Origin of the sequence: Bacteroides sp. AF34-31BH (assembly GCF_003602795.1) — a bacterium.
Taxonomy (GTDB): Bacteria; Bacteroidota; Bacteroidia; order Bacteroidales; family Bacteroidaceae; genus Bacteroides; species Bacteroides uniformis.
The window spans coordinates 76,519-88,988 of the sequence record NZ_QTLV01000011.1; the positions used below are offsets into that span (position 1 = coordinate 76,519).

Sequence of the window (12,470 nt, forward strand, 5' to 3'; positions counted from 1 at the left end):
TTAGAAGAGAATGCACAACTATGGCTAAAGAGAAGACGGTTTATGTATGCAGCAACTGCGGACAAGACTCTCCCAAATGGGTAGGCAAGTGTCCGTCGTGCGGAATGTGGAACACGTATGTGGAAGAGGTGGTACGGAAAGAAGTGGTGAACAAGCGTCCCGTATCGGGCATAGAGACCGCCAAAGCCAAACCCATAACCCTCCATGAAATTGTAGCCGATGACGAACCGCGCATCGACCTCCATGATGCCGAACTGAACCGGGTACTAGGTGGTGGTCTTGTACAAGGATCTCTTGTTTTGATTGGCGGCGAACCGGGCATCGGGAAATCCACCCTGGTGCTACAAACCGTACTCCGCATACCGGAAAAACGCATCCTCTACGTCTCCGGCGAAGAAAGTACCCGCCAATTGAAACTGCGTGCCGACCGCTTGACAAGTGCTTCCAGTGATTGCCTCATCGTATGCGAAACTTCCCTGGAACAGATTTACGTCCATATCAAGAACATCCGCCCGGACATCGTCATCATCGACTCCATACAGACGATTTCTACCGAAACCCTTGAATCGTCGCCGGGAAGCATCGCCCAGGTACGGGAATGTTCCGCCTCCATCCTGCGCTTTGCCAAGGAAACGCATACGGCGGTTATCCTCATCGGGCATATTAATAAGGAAGGAAGCATAGCCGGCCCCAAGGTACTGGAACATATCGTGGATACCGTACTCCAGTTCGAGGGCGACCAGCACTACATGTACCGCATCCTGCGTAGCATCAAGAACCGCTTCGGAAGCACTGCCGAACTGGGTATTTACGAAATGCGGCAAGATGGATTACGGCAGGTGAGCAACCCATCCGAACTACTGCTGAGCCAGGACCATGAAGGTATGAGCGGCATAGCCATCGCCTCCGCGATAGAAGGCATCAGACCGTTCCTCATCGAAACGCAGGCATTGGTCAGCAGTGCCGTATATGGTAACCCACAACGCTCTGCCACAGGGTTCGACATCCGCCGCATGAATATGCTGCTGGCCGTATTGGAAAAACGTGTAGGCTTCAAACTGGCACAGAAAGATGTATTTCTCAATATTGCCGGTGGATTGAAAGTGAACGACCCGGCAATAGACCTTGCCGTCATCAGCGCCATCCTCTCCAGCAACATGGACACGGCCATAGAGCCAGAGGTGTGCATGGCAGGAGAAATAGGTCTGTCGGGAGAGATACGCCCGGTAAACCGCATTGAGCAGCGCATCGGAGAAGCAGAGAAACTTGGCTTCAAGCGTTTTATACTTCCCAAGTATAATATGCAGGGACTCAATACCCAAAAGATAAAAATAGAATTAATACCGGTACGGAAGGTAGAAGAGGCATTCCGTGCCTTATTCGGATAATCGTTATGATACAAGAATACCAACTACGCGTATTGCCCGAAGTAGCGGCAAACGAGCAACGCCTGAAAGAGTACTTAATACACGAAAAAGGACTGAATGCACGAGAGATAACCGCAGCGCGTATCTTGAAGCGTAGCATCGATGCCCGCCAGCGGACCATCTACGTCAACCTCAACGTGCGTGCCTACTTGAACGAAATGCCAAAAGAGGATGAATACCAACATACCTTATATAATAATGTAGAAGGAAAGCCCCAAGTGATAGTGGTAGGTGCCGGCCCCGGAGGACTTTTTGCCGCCCTGCGACTGATAGAGCTGGGGCTGCGCCCCGTCATTGTGGAACGTGGAAAGGACGTACGGGAACGCAAGAAAGACCTGGCGCAAATCAGCCGCCAGCAACTCGTTAACCCAGAGTCCAATTACAGCTTCGGAGAGGGAGGTGCCGGAGCCTACTCGGATGGCAAGCTGTACACACGCAGCAAAAAGCGCGGCAATGTAGACAAGATTCTGAATGTCTTCTGTCAACATGGAGCCTCCACTTCCATACTGGTAGATGCACATCCGCACATAGGTACGGACAAACTGCCGCGTGTTATTGAAAACATGCGGAACACTATCATCCAGTGTGGTGGCGAAGTCCACTTTGAAACACGCATGGACGCCCTGCTCATAGAGAAGGATGAAGTCAAAGGCATTGAAACAAATACCGGCAAGACTTTCCTTGGCCCGGTGATACTTGCCACCGGTCACTCTGCCCGGGACGTATACCGCTGGCTTGCCGCCAACAATGTAGAGATTGAAGCTAAAGGCATTGCCGTAGGCGTACGACTGGAACACCCTGCCACCTTGATAGACCAAATACAATATCACAACCGGAACGGACGGGGAAAATATCTGCCTGCCGCCGAATATAGTTTTGTAAACCAAGTGGACGGACGAGGAGTATATAGCTTTTGCATGTGTCCCGGCGGCTTCGTTGTGCCCGCCGCCAGCGGTCCCGAGCAGATTGTAGTCAACGGGATGAGTCCCAGCAACCGCGGTTCCCGTTGGAGCAATTCGGGAATGGTGGTAGAGCTACGCCCGGAAGACATAGAGCAATTTACTATTGACAATCTACAATTTACAATTTCTATGCAGCACGACAGCGCGGCTAATTGTCAATTGCCAACCGTCAATTCCCAATTAAGCATGATGTATTTTCAAGAGTATCTGGAGCGCCTCTGCTGGCAACAAGGCAATATGAAGCAGACAGCACCGGCACAGAGAATGGCAGACTTCACTAAGAAAAAACTGAGTTACGACCTGCCGGAAACTTCGTATGCACCGGGACTGGTTTCCTCACCTCTGCACTTCTGGATGCCTTCTTTCATTGCAAAACGCCTGAGCAAAGGTTTCCAGCTATTCGGGAAATACAGCCGTGGTTTCTTGACGAACGAGGCGACAATGATTGGAGTGGAAACCCGTACTTCGGCGCCGGTACGCATAACAAGAGACAAGGAGACACTGCAACATGTACGCGTAAAAGGATTGTTCCCTTGCGGAGAAGGCGCCGGATATGCCGGAGGCATTGTTTCTGCCGGAATTGACGGCGAACGATGTGCGGAAGCGGCAAAGGCATTCTTTGATTAAGCTATAATATTTACATCCAAATTTTGATTTTTCACTTTTTCTCGTTTAATTTGTAAACTATTATCACATATATGTTGTTATATTGTATTTATTATGAGGTTCATCATAAACATTGTATGCTTTCTATTCCTTTTGCCTCTCATAGCTACGGCGCAAACATATAAATACATAGGGGTGGAAAACGGATTGAGCAACCGCAGAATCTTCGACATTCAAAAGGATTCGGTAGGTTACATGTGGTTCCTCACCAACGAAGGCATAGACCGGTACAATGGAAAAGACATCAAGCATTATAAATTAATAGAAGAAAACAAAGAGTCAAGTTTCCCCATCCATCTCGGTTGGCTATATTTTGAAGAGAAAGGGAAATTATGGGTCATAGGTAAAGCCGGTCGCATTTTTCAATACAACCAAGAACACGATGTGTTCAACAGAGTATATAAACTGCCCAAGACACCGGTCAATATCAGCTACGGCTATATGGACTGCAATCACAGGATTTGGCTCTGCAGCAGATACAGCATCGCTCTCTACGACACACAAACCGGAGAGGTCCATCAAATGTCCAATGAACTGAAAAGCAGCATTACAAGTATCGAACAAGTGGACAATAACCACTTCTTCATGGGTACCGACAAGGGATTGCGATATGTCAAACTCGAAAATGAGACATTGCAGATTGTCCCTCTTGAACCTCTTGACAAAATCCAGGCCCAAATCAGTTCACTCTATTTCCGCCAAGAATCACAAAGACTTTTCATCGGTACTTTTGAAAAAGGAGTCTTTGCCTACGACATACGGCAACAACGGATTATACACTCCAATACGGATTTGAGCGATGTAAACATTGCCCGAATCAAGCCTCTGAACCAGACAGAGCTATTGATAGCGACAGAAGGTATGGGTATACACAAAATCAACATGAACTCGTGTATCTCGGAACCGTACATCGTCTCCAGCTACAAAAGCCACAATGAGATGAACAGCAATAACATCAATGACATTTATATTGATGAAGAAAAGCGGATATGGATAGCCAACTACCCGGAAGGAATTACCATTATAGACAACCGGTACAAAAGCTACAACTGGATAAAGCATTCTATCGGAAACAGACAATCGCTGGTCAACGACCAGGTACACTCTGTCATTGAAGACAGTGACGGAGACCTATGGTTCGGAACAAGTAACGGAATCAGCCTTTATCAATCGAAAACCGGGCAGTGGCATTCATTCCTGAGCTCCTTCGACCATCAACTGAAAAACAAGAATCACATCTTCATTACGCTATGCGAGGTATCACCCGGCATTATTTGGGCAGGAGGATATACTTCGGGAGTATACAAAATAAATAAAAGGACACTCTCGGTAGAATATTTCTCCCCTTACCTGCTCAATCCGGACAACATTCGTCCTGACAAGTATATCCGCGACATCGTAAAAGACTCCAAAGGATATATCTGGTCCGGAGGGTTCTATAATCTGAAGTGCTTCGATTTGTCCCTGAATTCCGTCCGTCTGTATCCCGGAATAAATTCCGTCACCGCCATTACAGAAAAGGATGACGGACACATGTGGATTGGGACAAGTGCCGGACTGTATCTGCTGGACAAAGAGTCGGGTAGATTCCAATATGTCGCCTTGCAGGAAGAGATGACCTACATCAACACACTTTACCAAGCGGAAGACCTCTCTCTATATATAGGAACAAACGGCTCCGGAGTGGTTGTCTACAACGCAAAGGACAATACGTTCAAGCATTATCACAAGGACAATTGTGCCTTGATTTCAAACAACATCTACACCATACTCCCCGAGTCGGACGGGCATATCCTGATGAGTACCGAAAACGGAATCAGCTGTTTCCACCCTACGGAGAAGACATTCCACAACTGGACCAAAGAGCAAGGGCTGATGTCCTCCTGCTTCAGTGCCTCTTCCGGAACGCTACGCAAGAACAAGGGTTTTGTCTTTGGCAGCACAGACGGAGCCATCGAGTTCCCCGAAGGAACCCGTTTGCCCAAGTACATCTACTCTCCTATGATACTCAGCGATTTTCAGATACTCTATCAGCCTGTCTTTCCCGGCAGTCCGAATTCCCCCTTGAAGGAAAACATCAACCAGACAGACCGGTTAAAGCTGAAATATAACCAGAACACTTTTTCCCTCAGCATTTCATCCATCAATTATGACGCGCCGGACAATGTCACTTTCTACTGGAAGCTGGAAGGCTTTTACGATGACTGGAACCGCCTGGGTGAAGAAGGGCATCTCCGCTTCACCAACCTTGCCTCGGGCGATTACAAACTTTACATACGGGCGGTATCCAAGGAAGAGCCGTATCTATACTTTGAAGAGCGAAGCATCGACATCAGCATTGCGCGCCCCGTCTGGTTCAGTTTTTGGGCCATAGCCTGCTATGTCCTGCTGACAGTACTGATGTCCGTTGTCGGTTTCCGTGTCATGGCACTGAGAAAACAGAAAAAGATATCCGATGAGAAAACCCGTTTCTTTGTCAATACCGCGCATGATATCCGCACGCCATTGACACTGATAAAGGCACCTCTGGAAGAAATGCTTGAAAACAAGACACTGAACGAAGCCGAGACCAACAATATGCACATGGCACTGAGAAATGTCAACTCCCTCCTGCGCATGACTACCAATCTGATAAACTTTGAACGGGCAGAAGTATATTCCCCTCATCTGTACATAGCAGAATATGAATTGAATACTTACATCAAGGAGATATACAACAATTTCCAGACCTATGCCACCATAAAACATATCACTTTCAGATACGAAAGCAATTTCAGCTACATGAATGTATGGTTCGACAAAGAGAAGATGGACTCTATCCTGGAAAATGTCATATCCAATGCTCTGAAGTATACTCCCCAAAATGGCGATATACTCATTTCTGTTTATGACATGAAAAGTTCCTGGAGACTGGAAGTCAAAGATAATGGAATAGGAATTCCCGCCAAAGAACAAAGAAAACTGTTCAAGATGCACTTCCGTGGAACAAATGCCATCAACTCCAAAATAACGGGAAGCGGTATCGGTCTGATGCTGGTGCGGAAGCTGGTAAGCCTGCACAATGGAAAAATATACATTGAGAGCACCGAATGCCAAGGCAGTACTGTCAGAATCATCCTTCCCAAAGAGAAAGAACAGTTCAAGAACTTCACTCTGTCCGTTAAGGATAAGAAGACCTTCTATGAACCGGATGTCCCCACCGTTCCTTTGAAACTTGCCGGAGAACTCCGGACTGAAGACAATGACAAACTGCATCGCATCTTGATTGTAGAAGACAATGACGAGCTGCGCAACTATCTCTTCCAGTCGTTCTCCCCGATTTACAATGTACAAGTATGCAACAACGGCAAGGAAGCGCTGACCATTGTAAAACAATTCTGGCCGGAACTGATTCTTTCCGACATCATGATGCCGGAAATGCGAGGCGACGAATTATGCATCGCCATCAAGAACGATATTGAAACATCCCACATCCCGGTAGTACTGCTGACGGCACTGGGAGATGAAAAGAACATTCTCGAAGGACTCCATATCGGTGCGGACGAATATATTGTAAAACCTTTCAGCATAAACATACTGAAAGCCAGCATTGCCAATCTGCTTGCCAACCGCGCATTGCTGCGCAAGAGATATGCGAATTTGGAAATCAATACAGAAGAAGAGCCCTCCACAACTACCACTTGCTCCAACAGTCTCGACTGGAAATTCATGTCGAATGTAAAGAGACATATCGAGGAGAACATGGATAATCCCGATTTCACAGTGGACGTATTGTGCTCGCTCCTGAATATGAGCCGTACCAGTTTCTACAGTAAACTGAAAGCGCTGACCGGCCAGGCACCGGCAGATTTCGTACGGAATATCCGTTTGAAACATGCTGCCGAGCTATTGAAAGAAGGGAAATATTCCGTGACTGAAGTAGCAGAAAGAACCGGTTTCTGCGATGGGAAATACTTCCGGGAAGTCTTTAAGAAATATTTCAATGTCAGCCCCAGCCAATATGCGAAAGGAGACACTCCCCGTTCCCCAAAAGGAGAGGGAGAATAGTTCTGCATAGGAGAATTTTTCATTTTGCAGCCCCGCACAGACAAACCCTAAAAAATAATCCGTATTTTTGCAGAAACAAAAAAACGAGAATGACTCCTGAAATAGCAATCGTCGACTCCAACACCCTCTCCTGTCTGGGACTGCAGAACTTGCTGGAGGAAATCATCCCGACAGCCATCATCCGCTCTTTCCGTTCCTTTGGCGAACTGATGGATGATACGCCTGACATGTATGTGCATTATTTCATCTCTTCACAGATTTACTTCGAGCATACCGCTTTCTTTCTGGAGCGCAAGCCCAAAACCATTGTGCTGGTCAATGGTGAAACCGTCCCCCAACTGTCGGGCATGCCGACGCTAAACATCTATCAGGACGAACAAAATCTGGCAAAAAACATTCTGCAGCTGCGCCAATACGGAAACCAATACAGACAAAACCACGGAAAGCCGGCACCCGCCAGACACTCGGATATGGCAATAAATACAGCCGCCGGGCACGACCTTTCCGCCCGCGAAATAGAAGTGCTGGTGCTGATTACCAAAGGTCTCATCAACAAGGAGATTGCCGACAAACTGAACATCAGCCTGACCACCGTCATCTCACACCGCAAGAATATCACCGAGAAGCTGGGTATCAAGTCCGTGTCCGGGCTGACTATCTATGCCGTGATGCACGGATATGTGGAAGCGGACAGAATATAATCCTACAACCGGATACATCAGAAGCGAAGTCTTTTCAGAAAGACTTCGCCCCAATTAGTGTGCTAATGTGCTAACATCTAATCGTTCCTCCGTGGGGTAAAAATCGTTCCACCATGGTGGAACGATTTTTACCCCACGGAGGAACGATATTTTCCGCATGATGGAACGATTTAAGATTAGCACTCCAGGAACGAAATCCTAATAAATGAGGATTGTCCCTTCCGCAAGAATCCCTTTACTTTGCAGGCGCTAAAAAACCAGTTTATGAATAGATATAGAATTTTGACCGGTATCTTCTGCCTCCTGGCAACCGGCAACGTACTTGCCGAAGAGGCAGACACCTTGAAAGTGGTGGATGTAGAGGAAATAACCGTCATCGCCGCCCCCAAAGAAAACCGGAAACTGCGCGAGCAGCCCGCCGCCGTCACCCTGCTTTCGCAGCAGGACATGCAGAACGCACAGGTGAACTCCATCAAGAATCTGACATCCGTAGTGCCCAATATGTTTATCCCCGACTACGGCTCGCGACTGACTTCGGCAGTCTATATCCGCGGCATCGGCTCGCGCATCAACACTCCCTCCGTAGGACTTTATGTAGACAATATACCTTATATAGACAAGTCAGCCTTCGACTTCAGCTATGCCGACGTAGAGCGCATCGACGTGCTACGCGGTCCGCAGGGCACGCTCTACGGGCGCAATGCCATGGGTGGATTGATTAAGGTGCACACCAAATCGCCCTTCTCCTACCAGGGGACGGACTTCCGCATGGGGGCAGGTACGTACAATGCCTATAATACCTCGCTGACCCACTATCACCGCCTTTCGGAACGGTTCGCCTTTTCCACCGGAGGTTTTTACGATTATCAAGGAGGATTCTTCCGCAACACGGTGAGGGACGAGAAAGCGGACAAGGGGCAATCGGCAGGTGGACGCATCCGCGCCATCTACCTCCCCTCGGACAACTGGAAGGTGGACCTAAACATCAACTACGAATACAGCGACCAGGGTGGCTACCCGTATTTCTACCAAGGCAGCCTGGCCCCCGAAGCACAGAGCGAGCCGCTGAAGCCCTACATCGGAAAAATCTCCAATAACGCCCGTAGCAACTACTACCGCAACCTGCTGAACACGGGTCTGAACCTGGAATACCAGGCACAGCACTTCACGTTGAGCATGGTCACCGGCTACCAGTTTCTAAAGGACTGCATGGACATAGACCAAGACTTCACCGCCAACGACATCTATACCCTGCAACAGAAACAACGCTCCCACGCACTGAGCGAGGAAATCATCTTGAAGAGTAAAAGCGGCAGCCACTGGCAATGGACCACCGGCGCCTTCGGCTTCTACCAATGGCTGAATACGGAAGCTCCCGTCACTTTCAGGGAAGCCGGAATGGGGATGCTGAACCAGATGTTGGGCAGTGTCATCCCATCGCAAATACAAGTAGAGATGGGACCATCCATGAGTATGAATATCCTGCCCTCACTGGGCATCAGCAGCCGGACCATGCCCATCGGGGGCAGTTTCAACACTCCGCTGCTGAATGGGGCACTCTTTCATCAATCCACCTTCAGAGATTTATTCGGGCTGAAAGGAGTATCGTTCACTGCCGGGTTACGCCTGGATTATGAGCGTATGAAGATGGATTACAACTCCGGCACCAGCCTGGACTACAAGGTGGGCATCAAGGGAGAAATGAAGCGGGGCGACGTCGTCATCCGCGAAATAGAGATGATGCCGGAGACGGCGCTGACCGTAGAGTCGCGCTACCAAGGAAGCATTGATAAGGATTATCTTCAGCTGTTGCCCAAGTTTGCTTTGCAGTATGACTTTGCGCGAAACAGAGGAAATGTATATGCAGCGGTCAGCAAAGGTTACCGTTCGGGAGGCTACAACGTGCAGATGTTCTCCGACTTGCTGCAATCCAGTTTGAAGAATGACATGATGCGGCAAAGCAAAGAGGCGATTATGCCCAACGTGCCGGATGCCTACAAAGAGCTGGTGGGCAAATACTTCCCCGATGCGGGAGAGAATCCGGATGCAAAATCCGCCACCGTCTACAAGCCCGAACAGACCTGGAACTACGAAATAGGAACACACTTGAATCTGCTGGACGGACGTCTGCATGCCGACGCCGCCATCTTCTGGCTGGAAACCCGCGACCAGCAGATTTCACGCTTCGCCCCAAGCGGACTGGGACGCGAAACGGCAAATGCCGGCAAAAGCCGCAGCCAGGGGGCAGAGGTTGCCTTGACGGCTGCCGTTGCTACGGACTTCACGCTGAATGCAAGTTATGGTTATACCTATGCCACCTTTAAGGATTACATCACCAACGAGAAAGTGAATGGGGAGCTTCAGGAAATCAGCTACAACGGCAAGTACGTACCCTTTGTTCCCAAGCATACCATGAACGTGGGCGGTCAGTACATCTTCCGCATCCGTCCGGGGCACTGGCTGGACCGCATCCAGCTGAACGCCAACTACACCGGTGCCGGGCGCATCTACTGGACCGAGAAGAATACCGTGAGCCAAGCCTTCTACGGCACGCTGAACGGACGTATCAGCTTCCAGAAAGGACATGGACAGATTGATTTCTGGGTGCGCAATGCACTGGACAAAGAGTATGCTTCGTTCTATTTTGAGAGTATAGGGAACGGATTTATGCAGAAAGGACGGCCTGTGCAGGCGGGAATAGAGTTGAGGTGCAGGTTCTGATTGGAGAGCTTTGTCCCTCCGAAAGTAAAGGAAAATAGAAACGGGCGTTCGGGTACTTACACATTGCATACCCGAACGACCGTTTCTATGTTTCTATCTGACAGAGGAGAAGTTATCCTCTATGTACCCAGTTTTCAATTTCAATATTAGGTATTCTTTCCAGATGTTTCTTGTTTTCAGTAACCATTATCATTTGGTTAGCCACCGCTGTACATCCTATAAATAAGTCCAAATCCTCAATGGGAGTTTCTTGACTATATAAGGCAGCCTTACTCCGGGCATAACAACATAAAGCCGAGGACAAAGGTATTACCTTGATATCTTGGCAGAAATCAGTAACAAGCTGCAAGTTTCTCTCCACATTATTACTTCGCTCTGCACCGAACAACAACTCTGCTACCGTAACCTCCGAAATGCAACAATGTTCCCAGCCCACCTTTTCAATATGTTCGTCTACTCCAAATTTCTGACGCATGAAGTGAACACAAATATTAGATCAAGCAAATATCGTTTCATTCGTCAAAGGGGCTAAAGTTTTCTTCTTTTCGAGAAAGGCGTGATGCATATATATCATCATTGATTTCATCAGAATCACGATTGTCCTTCCAACTACCGGCATACTTTGCAAGCATACGCTTAGTCAGCAATTTGCTATCTGCCGCTGTCGGAATGGAATGACTATTCTTATTCAAAACCTCCTTCATATATTTTCTGAGGCTCTCCAATGCAGTACTGCTATTGATATTGACTATCTCACGAATCAACTCCAATTTTCCGGCTTCCAACTCCAAACTACTCATAATCAATTCCTCCTTTTAAAAGTTCAACTACAAAGTTACATTTTCCTACTGAATATGGAAAAGTTACAAAGCTTTTTTATTCATTGATAGCTCCGCAATGTGGGCAGACTCCCTTCTCCCTCAGTTTCTGCCCGCATCTGCCGCAACGATAGCGTGAAGCCAGCAGCGAAATGCGAAGCCTTTTGAGGAATACCCATACAAAAGCGGTCAAAAACAAGTATCCGACGTAGATAGATGTAGTCAGGATAAAGAAGAAATAACAGAAGATGCAGCAGGAGGCCAGCCCCAACAGATAGAATACGGCCGCCGCCGGACTTAACTGGCGAGACAAATCGTCGAGTACCGCCAGCAACACCACTATAAACAGCCAGATACCCATCAGAAAAGCAGAAAGCACAAGCGGTACCTTGAACGGCGACAAGGTAGGATTAAAATAGAAGTGTTGCCACGTCTCCGGCGCAAACACTTGTATAGATTCGTAAATAGTGGCACAGAACGCCATCAGCAGACATAGCAACAACGGATAGAGACTGTCTATATCATTAAAGTACACCATCCTCAACTGCTTGCGCCGAAAAGCCCGGAACAGCCAGACTGCCACAAACAAGGCAAAAATAATGATAAAATAAGAGGCATGGGTATCACTGAACAAGTAGATGGCCTGCGAAATGCTGTCTGTAGGAACAAAGGCATGCATCATTTCGGACTCCCGCAACCAGCCCTGCACTTCCTGCGAATGGGCAAGCTTCACCCATACACTATCCACACTGTCGGCAGGATGGATGGCGAACTCGGCAACCACCACGCGGTCTCCCCGATAAAGCATATTATAGCAGTCCTTCACGGGCAGACAAGCCAAATTCACAGAATCTGCCAGCACTTCCAGATTGGTATTCCAAGTATAATGCCGCTCAAAAAGATAGGCCAGCGAATCACGCGTCTCCTTAGACAGATGTTCATCTTCAAGATTAGGACGGGAATAATGGCAGGAAACTAAAGCAATGAAGCATGAAAAATAAAGAATGCAGAATAGGAGGGAACGCAGTGAACGCAAAGGATGTTTGTCCCTGCCCGCTTCCCGGTACCGGTCATTTGCCAGCCTTTCATTATGTGCCCGTTCCTCACTCCTCATTTTCTAGTTTTTAT

8 protein-coding genes are annotated in these 12,470 nt (G+C 48.1%); 5 read left to right on the forward strand and 3 right to left on the reverse strand.

The features are described 5' to 3' along the window. The first annotated feature begins 20 nt into the window (after window positions 1–20). The 5 genes from radA to DWZ67_RS15520 all read left to right on the forward strand — a co-directional run bounded on the left by radA (window position 21) and on the right by DWZ67_RS15520 (window position 10,524). Window positions 21–1,388 (forward strand): DNA repair protein RadA, encoded by a 1,368-nt coding sequence (gene radA / locus DWZ67_RS15500; RefSeq protein WP_044467715.1) that lies wholly within the window; start codon window positions 21–23, stop codon window positions 1,386–1,388. A gap of 5 nt (window positions 1,389–1,393) precedes the next feature. Then, window positions 1,394–3,016: an NAD(P)/FAD-dependent oxidoreductase gene (locus tag DWZ67_RS15505; protein WP_120139267.1), complete on the forward strand. Its 1,623-nt coding sequence runs from the start codon at window positions 1,394–1,396 to the stop codon at window positions 3,014–3,016. Window positions 3,017–3,109: 93 nt separating this feature from the next. Continuing rightward, window positions 3,110–7,102, forward strand: coding sequence for a two-component regulator propeller domain-containing protein (locus DWZ67_RS15510; protein WP_120139268.1), 3,993 nt, complete (start codon window positions 3,110–3,112; stop codon window positions 7,100–7,102). A gap of 89 nt (window positions 7,103–7,191) precedes the next feature. Further along, window positions 7,192–7,803 (forward strand): helix-turn-helix transcriptional regulator, encoded by a 612-nt coding sequence (locus tag DWZ67_RS15515; protein WP_005828517.1) that lies wholly within the window; start codon window positions 7,192–7,194, stop codon window positions 7,801–7,803. A gap of 264 nt (window positions 7,804–8,067) precedes the next feature. Then, a complete protein-coding gene (locus DWZ67_RS15520; RefSeq protein WP_120139269.1) occupies window positions 8,068–10,524 on the forward strand; it encodes a TonB-dependent receptor in 2,457 nt (818 codons plus the stop codon). A gap of 112 nt (window positions 10,525–10,636) precedes the next feature. Here DWZ67_RS15520 and DWZ67_RS15525 read toward each other — a convergent pair whose 3' ends face one another. The 3 genes from DWZ67_RS15525 to DWZ67_RS15535 all read right to left on the reverse strand — a co-directional run bounded on the left by DWZ67_RS15525 (window position 10,637) and on the right by DWZ67_RS15535 (window position 12,456). After that, a complete protein-coding gene (locus DWZ67_RS15525; RefSeq protein ID WP_044468412.1) occupies window positions 10,637–10,999 on the reverse strand; it encodes a type II toxin-antitoxin system VapC family toxin in 363 nt (120 codons plus the stop codon). A 37-nt stretch (window positions 11,000–11,036) separates the two neighbouring features. Further along, on the reverse strand, window positions 11,037–11,324 hold the full coding sequence (locus tag DWZ67_RS15530; RefSeq protein WP_005828523.1) for a hypothetical protein: 288 nt from the start codon (window positions 11,322–11,324) through the stop codon (window positions 11,037–11,039). 76 nt (window positions 11,325–11,400) lie between these two features. Further along, complete coding sequence (locus tag DWZ67_RS15535; RefSeq protein WP_120139270.1) at window positions 11,401–12,456, reverse strand: hypothetical protein; 1,056 nt, start codon at window positions 12,454–12,456, stop codon at window positions 11,401–11,403. Window positions 12,457–12,470 lie beyond the last annotated feature (14 nt).

Bases quoted from the DNA above. Each gene is read 5' to 3' on its own strand.
- radA (WP_044467715.1), top strand. From the start codon at position 21: ATGGCTAAAGAGAAGACGGTTTATGTATGCAGCAACTGCGGACAAGAC.
- DWZ67_RS15505 (WP_120139267.1), top strand. From the start codon at position 1,394: ATGATACAAGAATACCAACTACGCGTATTGCCCGAAGTAGCGGCAAAC.
- DWZ67_RS15510 (WP_120139268.1), top strand. From the start codon at position 3,110: ATGAGGTTCATCATAAACATTGTATGCTTTCTATTCCTTTTGCCTCTC.
- DWZ67_RS15515 (WP_005828517.1), top strand. From the start codon at position 7,192: ATGACTCCTGAAATAGCAATCGTCGACTCCAACACCCTCTCCTGTCTG.
- DWZ67_RS15520 (WP_120139269.1), top strand. From the start codon at position 8,068: ATGAATAGATATAGAATTTTGACCGGTATCTTCTGCCTCCTGGCAACC.
- DWZ67_RS15525 (WP_044468412.1), bottom strand. From the start codon at position 10,999: ATGCGTCAGAAATTTGGAGTAGACGAACATATTGAAAAGGTGGGCTGG.
- DWZ67_RS15530 (WP_005828523.1), bottom strand. From the start codon at position 11,324: ATGAGTAGTTTGGAGTTGGAAGCCGGAAAATTGGAGTTGATTCGTGAG.
- DWZ67_RS15535 (WP_120139270.1), bottom strand. From the start codon at position 12,456: ATGAGGAGTGAGGAACGGGCACATAATGAAAGGCTGGCAAATGACCGG.